17 protein-coding genes are annotated in these 16090 nt (G+C 60.1%); 8 read left to right on the top strand and 9 right to left on the bottom strand.

Translation table 11 applies throughout. The features are described 5' to 3' along the window. The first annotated feature begins 97 nt into the window (after positions 1–97). Positions 98–685: a class I SAM-dependent methyltransferase gene (locus ACYJRZ_RS03625; protein ID WP_459456161.1), complete on the top strand. Its 588-nt coding sequence runs from the start codon at positions 98–100 to the stop codon at positions 683–685. A 49-nt stretch (positions 686–734) separates the two neighbouring features. On the opposite strand, the gene ilvC is transcribed toward ACYJRZ_RS03625, so the two are convergent. The 3 genes from ilvC to ACYJRZ_RS03610 all read right to left on the bottom strand — a co-directional run bounded on the left by ilvC (position 735) and on the right by ACYJRZ_RS03610 (position 3469). Then, entirely contained in the window at positions 735–1754 is a 1020-nt protein-coding gene (gene ilvC / locus ACYJRZ_RS03620) for a ketol-acid reductoisomerase (RefSeq protein ID WP_037202641.1), read from the bottom strand. A gap of 44 nt (positions 1755–1798) precedes the next feature. Further along, positions 1799–2449, bottom strand: coding sequence for a TetR/AcrR family transcriptional regulator (locus ACYJRZ_RS03615; RefSeq protein ID WP_459456158.1), 651 nt, complete (start codon positions 2447–2449; stop codon positions 1799–1801). Positions 2450–2557: 108 nt separating this feature from the next. Then, positions 2558–3469 carry an AraC family transcriptional regulator gene (locus ACYJRZ_RS03610; RefSeq protein ID WP_459456157.1) on the bottom strand — a complete coding sequence of 304 codons (912 nt, stop codon included), beginning with the start codon at positions 3467–3469 and terminating at the stop codon, positions 2558–2560. A 201-nt stretch (positions 3470–3670) separates the two neighbouring features. Here ACYJRZ_RS03610 and ACYJRZ_RS03605 point away from each other — a divergent pair, with 201 nt between their 5' ends. Further along, entirely contained in the window at positions 3671–4714 is a 1044-nt protein-coding gene (locus ACYJRZ_RS03605) for an NAD(P)-dependent alcohol dehydrogenase (protein ID WP_459456155.1), read from the top strand. 54 nt (positions 4715–4768) lie between these two features. Here ACYJRZ_RS03605 and ACYJRZ_RS03600 read toward each other — a convergent pair whose 3' ends face one another. Together ACYJRZ_RS03600 and ACYJRZ_RS03595 are read right to left on the bottom strand one after the other, a co-directional pair. Continuing rightward, positions 4769–6031 carry an NAD(P)/FAD-dependent oxidoreductase gene (locus tag ACYJRZ_RS03600; protein ID WP_459456153.1) on the bottom strand — a complete coding sequence of 421 codons (1263 nt, stop codon included), beginning with the start codon at positions 6029–6031 and terminating at the stop codon, positions 4769–4771. 110 nt (positions 6032–6141) lie between these two features. Next, the gene (locus tag ACYJRZ_RS03595; RefSeq protein WP_459456151.1) at positions 6142–6606 is read right to left on the bottom strand and encodes an Lrp/AsnC family transcriptional regulator; all 465 of its coding nucleotides are present in this window, start codon (positions 6604–6606) and stop codon (positions 6142–6144) included. A gap of 155 nt (positions 6607–6761) precedes the next feature. Between ACYJRZ_RS03595 and ACYJRZ_RS03590 the strand changes: the two genes are divergently transcribed. The 5 genes from ACYJRZ_RS03590 to ACYJRZ_RS03570 all read left to right on the top strand — a co-directional run bounded on the left by ACYJRZ_RS03590 (position 6762) and on the right by ACYJRZ_RS03570 (position 11050). Then, a complete protein-coding gene (locus ACYJRZ_RS03590) occupies positions 6762–7481 on the top strand; it encodes an aspartate/glutamate racemase family protein (RefSeq protein ID WP_459456149.1) in 720 nt (239 codons plus the stop codon). 71 nt (positions 7482–7552) lie between these two features. After that, on the top strand, positions 7553–8482 hold the full coding sequence (locus tag ACYJRZ_RS03585) for a bifunctional helix-turn-helix transcriptional regulator/GNAT family N-acetyltransferase (RefSeq protein ID WP_459456147.1): 930 nt from the start codon (positions 7553–7555) through the stop codon (positions 8480–8482). Positions 8483–8568: 86 nt separating this feature from the next. After that, positions 8569–9075, top strand: coding sequence for an N-acetyltransferase family protein (locus ACYJRZ_RS03580; RefSeq protein ID WP_459456145.1), 507 nt, complete (start codon positions 8569–8571; stop codon positions 9073–9075). Positions 9076–9165: 90 nt separating this feature from the next. Then, on the top strand, positions 9166–9783 hold the full coding sequence (locus tag ACYJRZ_RS03575) for a TetR/AcrR family transcriptional regulator (RefSeq protein ID WP_459456143.1): 618 nt from the start codon (positions 9166–9168) through the stop codon (positions 9781–9783). Positions 9784–9835: 52 nt separating this feature from the next. Beyond that, entirely contained in the window at positions 9836–11050 is a 1215-nt protein-coding gene (locus ACYJRZ_RS03570) for an MFS transporter (RefSeq protein WP_459456141.1), read from the top strand. On the opposite strand, the gene ACYJRZ_RS03565 is transcribed toward ACYJRZ_RS03570, so the two are convergent. Continuing rightward, positions 11051–12298, bottom strand: a complete 1248-nt coding sequence (locus ACYJRZ_RS03565) for an FAD-dependent oxidoreductase (RefSeq protein WP_459456139.1) — start codon at positions 12296–12298, stop codon at positions 11051–11053. A gap of 8 nt (positions 12299–12306) precedes the next feature. Further along, on the bottom strand, positions 12307–12723 hold the full coding sequence (locus ACYJRZ_RS03560) for a winged helix-turn-helix transcriptional regulator (RefSeq protein ID WP_459456137.1): 417 nt from the start codon (positions 12721–12723) through the stop codon (positions 12307–12309). A gap of 138 nt (positions 12724–12861) precedes the next feature. Between ACYJRZ_RS03560 and ACYJRZ_RS03555 the strand changes: the two genes are divergently transcribed. Further along, the gene (locus tag ACYJRZ_RS03555) at positions 12862–13749 is read left to right on the top strand and encodes an SDR family oxidoreductase (RefSeq protein WP_459456135.1); all 888 of its coding nucleotides are present in this window, start codon (positions 12862–12864) and stop codon (positions 13747–13749) included. 238 nt (positions 13750–13987) lie between these two features. Here ACYJRZ_RS03555 and ACYJRZ_RS03550 read toward each other — a convergent pair whose 3' ends face one another. Both ACYJRZ_RS03550 and ACYJRZ_RS03545 read right to left on the bottom strand, forming a co-directional pair. Further along, a complete protein-coding gene (locus tag ACYJRZ_RS03550) occupies positions 13988–14740 on the bottom strand; it encodes a pyridoxine 5'-phosphate synthase (protein ID WP_459456133.1) in 753 nt (250 codons plus the stop codon). A 166-nt stretch (positions 14741–14906) separates the two neighbouring features. Beyond that, entirely contained in the window at positions 14907–16034 is a 1128-nt protein-coding gene (locus ACYJRZ_RS03545; RefSeq protein ID WP_459456131.1) for an ATP-dependent DNA helicase, read from the bottom strand. Positions 16035–16090 lie beyond the last annotated feature (56 nt).

Here is a 16090-nt window from a genome sequence, read left to right as displayed (position 1 = left end):
TAATGCTGACCTATTTTGTTTGTCATGGTGACAGATATTGTCTGCCTTTCCTGCTAGCATCGACGATGCTCTTACAAGGAAATGAACGTTAACCAGCATGAGCACCGACCCGACAGCATCCTTCTATACCGATAACGCCGCCGTCTACGCGGCGCGCGAACGCAGGCTGCCACGCCAGAGGTTGGATGCCTTTCTGGCCGCCCTGCCCGCGGGCGCAGCCATCCTCGAATTGGGTTGCGGCGCTGGTCAGGATGCCGCTTACATGCTGTCCCGCGGCTTCAATGTTACGCCCACGGACGGCTCCGCCGAACTTGCGAGAGAAGCGGAAAAGCTTCTTGGCAAGCCTGTTCGAGTGATGCGCTTCGAAGCCTTGGATGAGACCGAAATCTTCGACGGCATATGGGCGGAGGCTAGCCTTCTGCATGTTCCGCGATCCGTCTTGCCGGATGTCTTCGATCGCATTCTACGGGCCCTGAAAACGGGCGGCATTTTGCACGCCAGCTTCAAGGCGGGTAAAACAGAAGGACATGACAAGTTCGGACGCTATTACAACTATCCTTCCGCGGTATGGCTCGAGGCGATGCTGAGTAATCGCGGATGGAAGAACATCACCATGACCGTAGCCGATGGTGGCGGCTTCGATGGCGAGCCGACAAGATGGCTCTACATCGCGGCCCATAAATAGAAAGGCCGGAGCTTTCGCCCCGGCCTTCTATGCGGCTCTCGCCAAAAGCTTAGTTGACCGACTTGTCGACAAGCTTGTTCTTGCCGATCCAGGGCATCATGCCGCGCAGCTTGGCGCCGACTTCTTCGATCTGGTGGCTATCGTTGTTGCGGCGGATACCCTTGAAGCGGGCAGCACCCGAACGGTATTCCTGCATCCACTCGGAGGTGAACTTGCCGGTCTGGATGTCCTTGAGGACGCGCTTCATCTCAGCCTTGGTTTCTTCGGTGATGATGCGCGGACCGGTGACATATTCGCCCCACTCGGCCGTGTTCGAGATCGAGTAGTTCATGTTGGCAATGCCGCCTTCATAGATCAGGTCGACGATCAGCTTCACTTCGTGCAGGCACTCGAAGTAGGCCATTTCCGGAGCGTAGCCGGCTTCAACTAGCGTTTCGAAGCCGGCGCGGATGAGCTCGACGAGACCGCCGCAGAGAACGACCTGTTCGCCGAAGAGATCGGTTTCGCACTCTTCGCGGAAGTTGGTTTCGATGATGCCGGAACGGCCGCCGCCGACGCCGCAGGCGTAGGAGAGAGCGAGTTCAAGGGCGTTGCCGGAAGCGTTCTGATGAACGGCAACGAGGCAGGGAACGCCGCCGCCCTTCTGGTATTCGCCGCGAACCGTGTGGCCCGGACCCTTCGGAGCGATCATGACGACATCGACCGAAGCCTTCGGCTCGATGAGGCCGAAGTGAACGTTGAGGCCGTGTGCGAAAGCGATCGCAGCGCCGTCACGAATGTTCGGAGCGATGTCGGCCTTGTAGATGTCGGCCTGCAGTTCGTCCGGGGTCGCCATCATCATCAGGTCGGCCCAGGCGGCAGCTTCAGCAACGGTCATGACCTTGAAGCCATCGGCTTCGGCCTTCTTGATCGTAGGCGAACCGGCCTTCAGCGCGATCACAAGGTTCTGTGCGCCGCTGTCCTTCAGGTTCAGCGCGTGAGCCCGGCCCTGGGAACCGTAGCCGATGACGGCGACCTTCTTCGACTTGATGAGGTTGAGATCGGCATCACGATCATAATAGACGCGCATTGTTTGTCCTTCCCTTTGCTTGTCTGGTGTAAACTTGGATCTGCTCAGACGGTCACTGCTGCTTCCGCCAATACCTTTTCCGTGCCGTAAAGCTTGAGGAAGGCGCTGACCGCCTTCTCAGCCTGACGGCTCGTATCCTTCAAACCGGGCTCTCCGAGCAGCATGCGCACATGCAGATCGGAGACGATGAGCCCATAAAGCGTGTGATATGCCTCGTCCGCATCGGCAAAGCGCAGCAACCCTGCCCGCTTGCCGGCATCGATGAGACCGATGGCGCGGCGGTCGATCTGCCGGCGTCCGCGCTCCAGGAGCAGCTTGCCGAGCTTGGAGCCGTCGCGGTTCGATTGGCCGATCGCCAGGCGGTTCAAGGCGAGAGAAACGTCGCCAGCCAGAACCTCCAGCAGATCGTGCGCGAAGATCACGAGATGATCATGCAAGCTTATTGTATTCAGCCGCTCGCCATTGCGCTCGAAGGTGCGAACCTTGCTGGCCTGGTAGGTAATCATTGCCGATAGCAGGCCGTCCCGGTCGCCGAACCACTTGTAAAGACTTTCCTTCGAGCAATTGGCGGCGCGCGCGACACCAGAGGTGGTCAGCGCCTTCTCGCCGCCGTCGACGAGCAGACGCAGTGCCTGCTCCAGAACGGCGTTCTGGCGCGGCGAAAACTCGCTCGACTGTCCTGCTTCGCTCAGCACGATGGTTACTCCCAAATGCGTACCGTACGGTACGGTTCGTGCCGCTTTATGCAGGACACCAATGCAGCCGTCAAGCGGAATTCGTTGCTGCACTGCGTTAAAACGAGACTATTCGGCCGCAACCGCGTTGTTGCGCATCGCCTCGACATCCTTCAGCGGCGGCAGGCCGTAAAGGCGGCTGTATTCCCGGCTGAATTGCGAAGGGCTTTGATAGCCGACACGATGACCTGCCGATCCCACGTCGAGCTGCTCGACGATCATCAGCCGCCGCGCCTCATGCAGCCGAAGCTGCTTTTGATATTGCATCGGCGATAGGGCCGTAACAGTCTTGAAATGGTGATGCAGCGAGGAAACACTCATGCCGACGCGCTCGGCAAGTTCTTCGATACGCAAGGGCTGCGTGTAGTTGCTGCGGAGCCAGGCGACGGCACGTGCCACGCGGTTGCTCTGGCTCTCCGCCATGGCGATCTGCAGCAACCGTGGGCCGTTCGGACCAGTCAGCAGGCGGTAGAGGATCTCCTGCTCGATCAAAGGTGCCATGGCAGGAATATCTTCAGGCCGATCAAGCAATCGAAGCAGACGCAACGAGGCATCGAGCAGTTCCGGCGAGGCGGCATTGACCGCAATTCCGCGCACGGGTTCGGCGGTCAGTGCCTGACGCGGGATGCTGACGCGCGACAGCAGTTCCTTCAAGCGTTCGCTGTCGAGCGCCATGCCGAAGCAAAGATAAGGCGTATCGCTGCCGACATTTGTGACCTGCGTCGATACCGGAAGGTCGAGCGCGGTCAAAATATACTCGCCGACACCGTAATTGTAGGTCTCGGCGCCGATTGTCAGGTTCTTGCGTCCCTGGACCACGATTGCAAAACAGGGCCGATAAGCTCCATGCTGCCACACGGTCGCGGCCGACTGCCGATAGAGATTAAGATTGTCTATCGGCGTGCGGTGTTCGCCGTCCCCCGGAGCGAAACGTGCAACGATCGATGCGAGTTCCTGATTGGGATTGAAAGGCAGTGTCATGCGCAACCAACTGTTTTCGAGCAGATATCGATGCTTATCTAGATAACACCATTCGATGGCGAAAGACCTGCCGTGCATTTAGATTCGCAGGATCGTACATAAAGCTTGCAGGATCGCTCTAACGCTGTGGCCCGGTCCTGATGCATGGTGGGCCATTCAAATTCTACTCCCAACCCATCCGAAAAGATAAGGAAATCTCCCATGCCTATCGCAAAGGGTTATGCAGCAACCGACGCCTCCAAGCCGCTCACCCCCTTCACTTTCGAGCGCCGCGAGCCGAACGCGGACGACGTTGTCATCTCCGTCAAATATTGCGGCGTCTGCCATTCCGACATTCACCAGGCCCGCAACGAATGGGGCGGCTCGAAATATCCGATGGTGCCAGGCCATGAAGTCGCCGGCATCGTGACCGCCGTCGGTTCCGAGGTTACGAAGTTCAAGGTCGGCGACCGCGTCGGCGTCGGCTGCTTCGTCAATTCCTGCACGACCTGCGCCACGCGCGACCTGGATTACGAGCACTACATGCCTGGGCTGGTCCAGACCTACAACGACGTCGAGGCCGATGGCGAGACACCAACCTATGGCGGCTACTCCGACTCGATTGTCGTCAAGGAAGGCTATGTCCTCTCCTTCCCCGAAAACATTCCGCTCGATTCGGGCGCACCGCTGCTGTGCGCCGGCATCACGCTCTATTCGCCGCTGCGCCACTGGAAAGCCGGACCGGGCAAGAAGGTCGCGATTGTCGGCATGGGCGGCCTCGGCCACATGGGCGTCAAGCTGGCGCACGCTATGGGCGCCGATGTCACGGTTCTCAGCCAGACGCTGTCGAAGAAGGAAGACGGCTTCAAGCTCGGCGCGAAGGACTACTACGCCACCAGCGATGCCGAGACCTTCACGAAGCTCGCCGGCACCTTCGACCTGATCATCAACACGGTCGGCACGGCGATCGACTGGAACGCCTATCTGAACCTTCTGAAATATGATGGCAGCATGGTGCTGGTCGGCGTTCCCGAGCATGCGGTTCCGGTCCATGCCTTCTCGCTGATCCCCGGCCGCCGCAGCCTTTCCGGCTCCATGATCGGCTCGATCAAGGAAACCCAGGAAATGCTCGACTTCTGCGGCGAGCACAACATTGTCGCCGAGATCGAGAAGATTAACATCCAGGACATCAACGAAGCCTATGAGCGCGTGCTGAAGAGCGACGTCCGCTACCGCTTCGTCATTGATATCGCTTCGCTGGCATAAGCACCGCCGCGCAGCAACTCATAGGAAAAGGGCAGCCGCTGCGGCTGCCCTTTTTCATTCCTCGCGCATGGTTTCCTTCTGCGTGATCAGGCGGGCGCTGTGCTGCCGGCTGAGATAGATCCATAGCCAGCTCCAGGCGACTGCGATGCGCCAGCGCACGCCGATCAGGAAATAGATATGGGCAAGGCCCCAGACCCACCAGGCGAGCCAGCCCTTAAGCTTGATCCAGCCGAAATCGATGATCGCGGCACTTTTTCCGATCGTCGCGAGGCTGCCCTGATGGCGATAGTGGAACGGCCCCGGCGCTGGCCGGCTGGCTAGCTTCGCCTTGATCACCTTGGCAACGTAAGAGCCCTGCTGTTTTGCCGCGGGAGCGATCCCCGGCACTGGGCTGCCATCGTCCCGCATGACGGCTGCCGTATCGCCAATGACGAAAACATCGTCTTTGCCCGGCACCCTCAGATCCTTGTCGACGATGGCGCGGCCGGCACGATCGGCTGGAATGCCAAGCCATTTCGCCGCCGGGGAGGCCTCAACGCCCGCCGCCCAGACGATGGTGCGGCATGGCACAAACACGTCGCCGATCGTCACGCCTTCCGCCGTGCATGAGGTGACCGGTCTGCCGAAGCGAACATCGACACCCAGCAGTTCCAGCTCCTTGTGCGCATAGTCGGAGAGCTCTTGTGCAAAGGCGGGCAACACCCTTGGGCCGGCCTCAACGAGGATGATCTTCGCCTTGCGGGTGTCGATGTTGCGGAACTCCTTCGGCAGCGTCGTCCTTGCCAGCTCGGAAATGATACCGGCGAGCTCGACGCCGGTGGGACCCGCGCCGACGATCACGAAGGTCAACAGTGCCTCACGGACAGCTGGGTCGGTTTCCATTTCCGCCTGCTCGAAAGCCAGCAATAGGCGTCGTCGGATGGTGGTGGCATCCTCCAAGGTCTTTAATCCCGGCGCCACTGGCTCCCACTCGTCATGGCCGAAATAGGCATGGGTGGCGCCGGTCGCCAGTACCAGCGTGTCGTAATGGACCTTTTGACCGTTCTTCAGCAGCACTTCGTGCGCCGCGCTATCGACGCCAACGACTTCGGCAAGCAGAGTCGTCACTTCAGGCCTGTCCCTGAAGAAATTACGGATCGGCCAGGCGATCTCGGAAGTCGCGAGCAGAGTAGTCGCGACTTGATACAAGAGTGGCTGAAAGAGGTGATGATTGCGCCGATCGATCATCGTGATACGGACGGGAGCACCCTTCAGATCGTTGGCGAGCTGTACCCCGCCAAAGCCACCTCCGACCACGACGACATGATGATCCTGCATATGGCAACACCTCGCGATTAAGCCTGCTCAAAAACGTAGGGTTGAGAAGGATATGCAGCAATCGTCTTTTATGCATGGCACCTCTGCACGACTACGATACGGCAACGCGCCTATTGCGCATACCCGACAGGAACGGAGGCGCCGCTTTTAAGTTCCTCCATCGAGATCGATGCGGATACATCGAAGAGCTCGACCTTACGCACGAGCTGCTTATAGATGACATCGTAATGCTCGACACGCGGCAATACGATCTTGAGGATATAATCATAATTCCCGGTAAGCCGATGCGCCTCGACGATCTCGGGGATATCACCGATGACTTTGCGGAAGGATTCGATCCATTCGTCGGCGTGATGCGCCGTCTTGATCATCGCATAGACCGTGGTCGGCACTCCCATCTTCTCGCGGTCGAGCACGACGATGCGCCGGGCAATATGCCCGCTTTCCTCAAGCCGCTGGATGCGGCGCGAGCAGGCTGACACCGACAGGGCTACGCGATCGGCAAGTTCGGTGACGGAGATGCCGGCATCCGCCTGCAGAAATTCGAGAATCTTTCGGTCGCGTTCGTCCAGCATGTGCGGTGGTCCCCATGTATACGCCGTTATTTTGCACATAAATCGAAAAATGCGCAAACATTTGCAGATAGACCTTGATAGGCTTCAAAAAACGCAAACATACGGCGGATGAATCACCGCACTATTCCCACATCTAAGGAGCGGAGAACAGCATTATGCGCACCATTGGCCTGATCGGCGGCATGAGTTTCGAGAGTTCTGCAGTCTATTATCGCCTGATCAACGAAATGGTCCGCGAGCGCCTCGGCGGCCTCTCCTCGGCCGAACTGGTCATGTATTCCGTCAATTTCGAAGAGATTGTCGCGCTACAGAAGGCGGGGCGCTGGAACGATGCCGCCGACCGGCTCGCCGACGCTGCGCAGCGCCTGGAGGCCGCCGGTGCCGAATGCGTGCTCATCTGCACCAACACCATGCACCTGATCGCGCCTCAGATTGCGGAGCACATTTCCGCGCCTCTCATTCACATCATCGATGAAACCGCCGCAGCCTTGAAGGCCGCAGGCCGGGTCAAGCCTCTGCTGCTCGCCACACGCTACACGATGGAACATGGCTTCTATGCCGAGCGCATGGCTGAGAACGGCGTCTCCATCATGATCCCCGGCCCCGAGGATCGCACCGTCACGCACGATATCATCTTCAATGAGCTCTGCGCCGGTATCATCAAGGACGAGTCGCGCCGGAAGCTGAACGCCATCATCGAGCGCGCCAAGGCGGAAGGTGCCGACAGTGTCATTCTCGGCTGCACCGAGATCTGCCTCATCCTCGATCCGAAGGCGCTGATCCTGCCGGGCTTCGATACGACGACAATCCATGCGGAAGCGGCGGTGGACTTTGCTCTTGCGGATGAAAGGAGCAGCAAGAGCTGCGCTGCCTGACCTCGATCAATTTACTTGACTGAGTCCAATAAATAACCAACATCGTCTCCTGTATCTGAGGAGACGATGCCATGAGTCCTGCTGCCGAATTCGCGACCATCGATGCCGTTCGCGACTTCAACCGCTTCTACACGAATTTTCTCGGCGTCCTGAACAAGGCCTATCTGGATAGCCCCTATACGCTCACGGATGTGCGCGTGCTGTTCGAAGTCGGCTTCCGCGGCGGCGTCGCCGCTTCCGCGCTGACACGCGAGCTTCATCTCGACCCCGCCTATCTCAGCCGTATCGTGAAGCGCTTCCGCGAGGATGGGTTGGTCGAGACGACACCCGATCCGAACGACGCGCGCAGCCAGGTCATAAAGGTCACCGAGCGAGGACAGGCCCAGTTCGAGGAATTCGTCCGCCGCTCACGCGCGCAGATCGCCGGATATTTCGAAAAGCTCGCGATCGGACAACCAGAGCGTATCGTGGCGGCAATGCGGACGATCCAGGACGCGCTCGGCGCCGGTGAAACGAGTAAACCACCCGCGATCATCCGCGACCACCGGCCCGGCGACATCGGTTGGATCGTGCAAAGTCAGGCGCGCTTCTATACCGAGGAATTCGGCTGGGACGATCGCTTCGAAGGTCTGGTGGCGGAAGTCGCCGGTAAATTCCTCTCCAATTTCAATCCACAGAAGGATCGCTGCTGGATTGCCGAACGAGGCGGGCTGAATGTCGGCTCCGCCATGATCGCCGATGGCGGCGACGGCATCGCAAAGCTTCGGCTGCTCTATGTCGACAAGACAGCGCGCGGCCTCGGCCTCGGCAAGCTGCTGGTCGACGAATGCATACGCTTCTCGCGCGATGCCGGCTATAGAACGCTTTCGCTCTGGACCAATGACATTCTCGATACGGCCCGAGCGATCTATATCAAGACGGGCTTCAGACTTGTAGCGGAGGAAAGACACCGGATGTTCGGCCCTGAACTGAACGGCCAGACCTGGGTGCTCGATCTCTGAGCGCAGCCGACTGGTTACGTGCATGGACACCCTTTGATTATGCCCATATCCTCAATGCTTCCCTGATTTACATTGAGATATCAGCGATGACCGCAAGTAGCGAAATCCGAATAGAACCCATATCAGCCGAGCATATCGAAGGTTTTCACAAGGCGCTCGATACGGTCGCGCGGGAGCGGAAATATCTGTCGCTGCTTGAAGCCTTTCCGCTGGAAGAGACGCGCATTTTCGTGCTTGGCATGATCGCAAAAGGCAATCCGCAGTTCGTCGCCCTGGCCGATGGGAAGGTGGTCGGCTGGTGCGACATCAGCCGTCATGGCTTTCCCTCCCATGCCCACGCCGGCAAGCTCGGCATGGGCATCATTCCCATCTATCGCGGCCGGGGGTTGGGACGTCGCTTGATCGAAGCGACGCTGCGAGCCGCACATGATGCGGGAATAGAACGCATCGAACTCAGCGTGCATGCCGACAATGACAAGGCCATCGCGCTCTACGAAAAAGTCGGCTTCGTCCGCGAGGGCCTCGCTCGCAAATCCGTCCGCATCGACGGCCGCTATAAGGACGCGATCCACATGGCGTTTTTCCAAGAGTAGCCAGACCCGTCGCAGTTACTATTCTTCGCATTCTTGCTGCGTTGCAAAAATTCGCTTGATTTGGAAACGATCATTTCCTAAAAGGATGACATGACCACAGACACAATCGACATCGCACCGAAGCTTCGCGGCCGCCCACGGGAATTCGATATGGATTCCGCGCTCGACGAGGCATTGCGCGTCTTTTCCGAGCGCGGCTATTATGCCGCCTCCATCAGCGAGTTGACCGAGGCCATGGGCCTCACGGCAGGCAGCGTCTACAAGGCATTCGGCGACAAGCGCGGCGTATTCCTTGCTGCCTTCAGCCGGTATCGCCAAGTCCGCCAGCAACTCATCGATGAGACGCTTGCCGAGGCGCCGAATGCTCATGAAAAGCTGCGCACCTTGGTGACATACTTCGCCGAAGCATCATGTGGCGAGATCGGCCGCCGCGGCTGCCTCGTGGTCGGCAGCGCGACCGAGCTTGCGCTTTTCGACGGGGAGGTCGCCAGCCGTGTCGGCATGGCTTTCGATTTCGACGAAAAGCGCATTTTAGACCTCATTCGCCTGGGTCATACGGATGGCTCCATACCGAAGCATGTCGATCCGGAAAGTACCGCCTGCACCCTACTCGCCCTGACCAAGGGCATGCGCGTGATTGGCAAGACCGGCCGCAACACCGAACAGATGCTCGCCGTCGCCGAGACGGCCATGAAACTGCTGAACTGATTTTCACTGAAATTTCGGGGAGCGCGCTCCCCGCCCGCATCGAGGACAAGATATGCCCGCAACTGCCGCCGCCAGACGGGAGAGCACGCCGCTCCCTGAAAAGACCCTTTCGCCGCTTCTTACATTCATGTTCGCCGCTGCCTGCGGGCTGGTGGCCGCCAATCTCTACTATGGCCAGCCGCTTGCCGGCCCCATCAGCCAGTCGCTCGGCTTCAGCCCGGCGGCGACCGGCCTCATCGTCACGCTGACACAGATTGGCTACGGCCTCGGCCTTCTGCTGATCGTTCCGCTCGGCGATCTTCTCGAGAACCGCAGGCTGGTGCTAACCCTGGTGGCGCTGTCCGCCATCGCACTCATAGGCGCCGCTTTTGCCTCATCGCCATCGCTGTTCTTGCTCGCCTCTCTCTGCATCGGCCTTGCATCCGTCGCGGTGCAGGTCCTTGTTCCTTTCGCCGCCCATATGGCGCCTGACGCCAGCCGCGGCGCCGTCGTCGGCAATGTCATGAGCGGCCTGCTCGTGGGCATCATGCTGGCCCGTCCGGCTGCAAGCTTCCTGTCCGAGCTTTTGTCCTGGCACGCGGTCTACATCATTTCAGCCGGCGTCATGATCGGGCTGATCGTTATCCTGCGCCTCGTTCTGCCGACCCGCGTGCCCCATACGAAACTGCATTATGGGCAGCTGCTGTCCTCCATGGGCCACCTCGCGCTTCGCACACCGGTCCTGCAACGGCGCGCGCTCTATCAGGCCTGCATGTTCGGCGCCTTCAGCCTCTTCTGGACGACAACGCCACTGCTGCTGGCAAGCTCTGCCTTCGGCCTGACGCAAAACGGCATTGCCCTCTTCGCACTTGCCGGAGCCGCGGGCGCCGTTGCATCGCCGATTGCCGGACGCGTTGCCGATCGCGGCTGGACGAAGCCTGCCACGGCCTTCGCGCTGACGATTGCGATTGTTGCCTTCCTGATCGGCCATTTTTCCGGCAGTGGCTCGCTTCTGGCACTGATCACGCTGACGCTGTCAGGCATCATGCTCGACTTCGGCGTACAGACCAATCTCGTGCTTGGTCAACGCGCCATCTTCGCGCTCAGCGCCGAACATCGCAGCCGTCTCAACGGCCTCTATATGGCGACCTTCTTCGCCGGCGGCGCCCTCGGCTCGGCGCTTGGCGGCTGGGCCTATGCGACCGGCGGCTGGAGCATGGCCTCCTGGATCGGCGTCGCTTTCCCGATCATTGCGCTGCTTGCCTACCTTACCGAACGGGAGAAATGATCACGACGGCTGCGGCACAGCCTGCCGCAGCCAGTCACATTCCCGCAAGCCAGCGCCATGGAACGGGTCTACCAGCGTGCCGGAGACAATGCCGGCCAGAATCTGCGGCGCGGGCGGTACTTTGGCAATGGTCGCGACCAGCCGGTCCCGGATCCAGGCGAGCGCCGCAGAATCCGATTGGTAGAAGGGCGTAAAGGCCGCAGACAGCAGTTGAAAAAGCCGCACATGCATCCTCCGTGCCTTGGCATAGGCAGCAAGAGCAGCCTCGATGGTTTCATGCCCTGCAAGCGCATGCGCCAGAGCCGCAACGTCGAGCAACGCCATATTGGCGCCCTGCCCCAGCTGCGGGCTGGTGGAGTGCGCCGCATCGCCGACGAAAACAGTCCGCCCGCTATAGGGCGTCATCACTGTACGATGGGCATAGCGTGCGAGCGTCAATTGATCCCAGTCGGTGATCTGCTCCAGCAAGGGCTCGCATTCAGGCCAGTAGCCGCGGATTGTCTGTTTCCAGCGATCGAGCCCGCGCCTGCGCACCTCATCCGCATCCGCGACTTTCAGGCTCCAGAACAGAGCCGCCTGCTTCGGCAAATCCGGCCGTCTGCTGCCGATCGGCAAGACGCCGATCATCACGCTGGCCTTGTCATAGCGCTGCGTTAGCGCCGCTTGGTCCACCAATCCATCCGGGCAATCGAGCGTCGCCCAGAAAGCGCCGTAGGCGAGGTTTCGTGAACGCGGCGCAACGGGCGATGCCGCCACCAGCTCGGAACGCGCACCACTGGCATCGATCACGAGATCATAAGGCCCGAGGCGCTCGCCATCTCCGACTGAGAGATAGTTTTTGCTGCGCTCCTCCACGACGCCGATCACACGCTGTCCCGTATGAATCGGATGCCGCCGTGCGGAGACTTCGTCGTAAAGCGTATCGAACAGGGCAGCACGATGAACGCCAAGTCCATAGCGCCCTCCCGGCAGGGCATTGTAGCGCACATCGAGAACGATGCGGCCGCGGGTGGTTTCCGTGCCGAACAGGCGGTCGATGCGGTTGCCGGCAGCGTGGATGGCTGGACCAAGCCCCAGCGATTCCAGCACAGTCAATCCGGTCGGCTGCAGCATCAGCGCCGAACCGACGGGAGCCGGGCTATCGAACCGTTCGATGATATCGGTCGTGTGGCCGGCGCGCGTGAGAAAGAGGGAGGCGGCAAGACCGGCAGGCCCGGCGCCGACGATAGCGATCTTCAAGGGCTTCACGATAAGGCTCAGTCCGGCGATTGATCGAAACGGGCTCTTGCGGCCTTCACGGCCTCATGATTGGCCTCGGCCCAATTCAGAAGTAATGCCAGCGGCTCGTAAAGCGAGTAGCCGAGATCCGTCATGCGATATTCGACGCTCGGCGGCTTGGTGGGAAAGACCTCACGATCGACATAGCCGTCGCGCTGGAGGTCGCGCAGCGTTTGTGTCAGCATGCGCTGAGAGATATCGGGCACCAGGCGGCGCAATTCGCCAAAACGATAAGGCCGTTTAGCCAGTGTTTCCAGCAACAGTACCGACCATTTTCCACCGATTTGCGAGATCAGGTCACGCACGGGACAGTTGCCGAAGTCGAGTTTGCTGAGATCGAAGTCGCGCAGCGGCGGATCCTTGCTGTGCAGATTGACGACGGCGCTGGCTGCCATGCCGGTTCCCTTTTGGTAACTTGGAGCCCAAAAACTGCCTCCTTTACACCGCGAAGTCAATTCCTATTCTAGTGCTAGTCTCTTTTTGAGAGTAACAAGGCCCCTGCTAATGTGCGGCGGTCCAACAAGGGAAAACATATGAGCAGCACTCTTCTCGTCACCGGCGCCGCCGGTAAGCTTGGCCAGCGCGTCATCCATCACCTGCTGGAGACATATAAGGTCGCTCCCGGCCGCATCATCGCCGCTACGCGCAGCCCGGAGAAGCTTGCCGATCTCGCCGCCAAGGGCGTCGTCACCCGCAAGGCCGACTTCGATGATGCCGCCGGCTTGCCCGCTGCCTTTGCCGGTGTCGATCGGCTGCTGATTATCAGCACTGATGCGCTCGCCGTCCCCGGCCTGCGCCTGAAGCAGCACACGGCTGCTGTCGAAGCCGCGAAGAAGGCTGGCGTCAAGCATGTTCTCTATACCTCCATGCCAGCCCCGGACGGTTCGCTCGTCACCTTCGCACCTGACCACCTCGGCACCGAAAATGCCATCAAGGCAAGCGGCATTGGCTACACGATCCTGCGCGACGCCTGGTACTTCGACAACTACCTGATGGGCCTGCCGCACAATCTCGAAACCGGCAAATGGTACACGGCGACCGGCGGCGGCCGCGTTAGCAACATCAGCCGCGAAGATTGCGCGCTCGCCATCGCCGCTGCCCTGGCTTCCGACAATACGGAAAGCGCCACCTACACGCTGACGGGCTCGACCGCCGTCACCATCGAGGACGTCGCAAGCGTCGTCAGCAAAATCACCGGTCGTCCGCTCGAAGTCGTTCAGGTCAATGACGAACAGCTTGCAGCCGGCCTCACCGGCGCCGGTCTGCCGAAGTTTGTGGTGGACATGCTCGTCTCCTCCGAAGCCAATACCCGCGCCGGCAAATTCGACATCCTCACCAACGACTTCAACAAGCTGACCGGCAAGGAGCCGCAGACGCTGCGCAGCTTCTTCGAGGAACACAAGACCGCGTTGGCTGGCTGAGTTTTGGGAGGGTTTGGCAGGACTTTCATTGCTAAATCCTCATACGGCCCTTCGTCCTAGCCCTCTCCCCGCAAGCGGGGCGAGGGAGTTTTCATGTTCGCAAACTCTGACTGGGTGACGCAGTTACAGTTTTGCTCTGTCGTCCTTCTCCCCGCTTGAGGGGGAAGGCTAGGATGAGAGGCAAAACAAGAAGGCCCGGCAAGACAAACCTGCCTAACTAGCCCTGGGACCGTTTCCCTTAAACCACCTGACCGCAAGCGCGGCGAAAGCGCCGCACCGTTTCAGCCATACCGTACTCCAGCGCATCCGCCGTCAGCCCGTGGCCGATCGACGTCTCCGCGAGCTTCGGAATGCGCTTCAGCAGCGCCGGCAGGTTGGCGACCGTCAGGTCGTGACCCGCATTGACGTCGAGCCCATTGGTAAAAGCAGCATCGGCGGTCTTGCCGAGTGCTTCGAGGATGACGGCAGCCTTCTGCGGATCATCATAGCAGCCGCCATAGGGGCCGGTGTAAAGCTCGATGCGGTCGGCACCCACTTCCCTGGCGATCTTCACCGCCTCGGCATCGCCGTCGCCATCGGCAAAAAGCGAAACGCGGCAGCCGATCGTCTTGTACTTGGCGACGACATCGGCCAGCAGCGCCCGGCTCTTGCGGAAATCCCAGCCGTGATCCGAAGTCGCCTGCGAGGGATCATCGGGCACGAGCGTCACCTGTTCGGGCTCCGCAGCGGCGCAGAGATCGAAGAACTCGTCGGTCGGATACCCCTCGATATTGAACTCCGCCTCTGGAAATTCGTCGTCGATCAACGCACGGATATCGGGCAGATCGGAAAAGCGGACATGCCGCTGATCGGGACGCGGATGAACCGTCAGCCCGCTGGCGCCTGCCGCCAGCGCTATACGGCCCAAACCCGTGACGCTCGGCCAGGGAAGATCACGCCGGTTGCGCAACATCGCGATAGCGTTGAGGTTCACGGAAAGCTTGGCGGGCATGATCGAAATCCCTGATTTTCAAAGCGGATGATAGCAGCCGTTTTAGGCCATTATGCGCAGCAAAACCAACGAGATTCCGACATCAACCCATGCAAAACTTTGATGGAGAGGATCGAACCAAGTCACCGCATCGCGACATCCCTCACGCAAGGCTCAGGACGTCTTGTTAACGGACAATCGTCAGCGTCTCGGCGGCGCGGGTAATGGCCGTATAGAGCCAGCGCTCGCGCGTATCGCGGAACGCCCAGCTCTCGTCGAACAGCACGACTTTGTTCCACTGCGAGCCCTGCGCCTTATGCACCGTCAGCGCATAGCCGTAGTCGAATTCGTCATAGCGCTTGCGCGTCGACCACGGGATCTCGCCCTCGACATCCTCGAAGGCCTGCTTCAAGAGCTTGATCTTCGCTGCCCCGCGATCCATGTCGTCATCTTCCGGCCGCACCAGAAGATTGATGCCCGGCTTCGTCGTTTCCCTGGAAGACGTCATCACCTGCCAGAGCGAGCCGTTGAGCAGCCCCTTGGCGGGATCGTTGCGCAGGCAGACCAGCTTGTCACCGGATTGCGGATAATCGGCCGTAAAACCCTTGAGCTCGCGCAGACGCTGATTGTAGCGCCGGCGCGTCCTGTTGGTGCCGACAAGCACCTGATCGGCCTCCAGCACCAGCGGCTGCGTGACCTCGTTTTTCGAGATCACCTGCGCTGTGCCATAGTCGCCATGCATGATTTCCTTGCCCTCACGCACCTGCATGGCGAGCTGGATGATCGGATTGTCGCGCGCCTGACGGTGAATATCCGTCAGGAGGTAATCCGGCTCCTCGTTCGTGAAAAAACCGCCGCCCGAAACCGGCGGGAGCTGGCCGGGATCGCCGAGCACTAGGATGGGCGTTCCGAAGCTCATCAGATCCTTGCCCAGCGCTTCGTCCACCATCGAGCACTCGTCGACGATGATCAGCGCAGCCTTTGCGACCGGGCTCTGACGGTTGATCGTGAACATCGGGGCGATCGATGTCTTGCCTGTCTCTTCGTCCTCAACGGCCTCTTCGCCGCGCGGCCGGTAGATCAAGGAATGGATGGTCTTGGCATTCGAGGCGCCGCGCGAGCGCAGCACCTGCGCCGCCTTGCCGGTAAAGGCCGCAAACAGCACTTCGCCATCCACATGCTCGGCGAAATGCCGCGCAAGCGTCGTCTTGCCCGTACCGGCATAGCCGAACAGACGGAACAACGGCGAGCGCCCCTCTTTCAGCCAGTTTGCGACGGCCTTGAGCGCTTCATCTTGTTGCGGCGCGAATTGCATGGTTCGACTTGGCAGGATTCGGCTGATGGAAGCAAGCAGTAAAAAATACCCGGCAG

It is taken from the genome of Rhizobium sp. No.120, assembly GCF_054558365.1.
Note: the sequence above shows the minus strand (reverse complement) of the source record. Positions and strands in the feature narration are given on the sequence as shown.

Coding starts and splice junctions, on each gene's coding strand:
- ACYJRZ_RS03610 (WP_459456157.1), bottom strand. CDS start 3,469: ATGACACTGCCTTTCAATCCCAATCAGGAACTCGCATCGATCGTTGCA.
- ACYJRZ_RS03590 (WP_459456149.1), top strand. CDS start 6,762: ATGCGCACCATTGGCCTGATCGGCGGCATGAGTTTCGAGAGTTCTGCA.
- ACYJRZ_RS03570 (WP_459456141.1), top strand. CDS start 9,836: ATGCCCGCAACTGCCGCCGCCAGACGGGAGAGCACGCCGCTCCCTGAA.
- ACYJRZ_RS03550 (WP_459456133.1), bottom strand. CDS start 14,740: ATGCCCGCCAAGCTTTCCGTGAACCTCAACGCTATCGCGATGTTGCGC.
- ACYJRZ_RS03580 (WP_459456145.1), top strand. CDS start 8,569: ATGACCGCAAGTAGCGAAATCCGAATAGAACCCATATCAGCCGAGCAT.
- ACYJRZ_RS03560 (WP_459456137.1), bottom strand. CDS start 12,723: ATGGCAGCCAGCGCCGTCGTCAATCTGCACAGCAAGGATCCGCCGCTG.
- ACYJRZ_RS03605 (WP_459456155.1), top strand. CDS start 3,671: ATGCCTATCGCAAAGGGTTATGCAGCAACCGACGCCTCCAAGCCGCTC.
- ACYJRZ_RS03625 (WP_459456161.1), top strand. CDS start 98: ATGAGCACCGACCCGACAGCATCCTTCTATACCGATAACGCCGCCGTC.
- ACYJRZ_RS03600 (WP_459456153.1), bottom strand. CDS start 6,031: ATGCAGGATCATCATGTCGTCGTGGTCGGAGGTGGCTTTGGCGGGGTA.
- ACYJRZ_RS03545 (WP_459456131.1), bottom strand. CDS start 16,034: ATGCAATTCGCGCCGCAACAAGATGAAGCGCTCAAGGCCGTCGCAAAC.
- ACYJRZ_RS03585 (WP_459456147.1), top strand. CDS start 7,553: ATGAGTCCTGCTGCCGAATTCGCGACCATCGATGCCGTTCGCGACTTC.
- ilvC (WP_037202641.1), bottom strand. CDS start 1,754: ATGCGCGTCTATTATGATCGTGATGCCGATCTCAACCTCATCAAGTCG.
- ACYJRZ_RS03555 (WP_459456135.1), top strand. CDS start 12,862: ATGAGCAGCACTCTTCTCGTCACCGGCGCCGCCGGTAAGCTTGGCCAG.
- ACYJRZ_RS03595 (WP_459456151.1), bottom strand. CDS start 6,606: ATGCTGGACGAACGCGACCGAAAGATTCTCGAATTTCTGCAGGCGGAT.
- ACYJRZ_RS03575 (WP_459456143.1), top strand. CDS start 9,166: ATGACCACAGACACAATCGACATCGCACCGAAGCTTCGCGGCCGCCCA.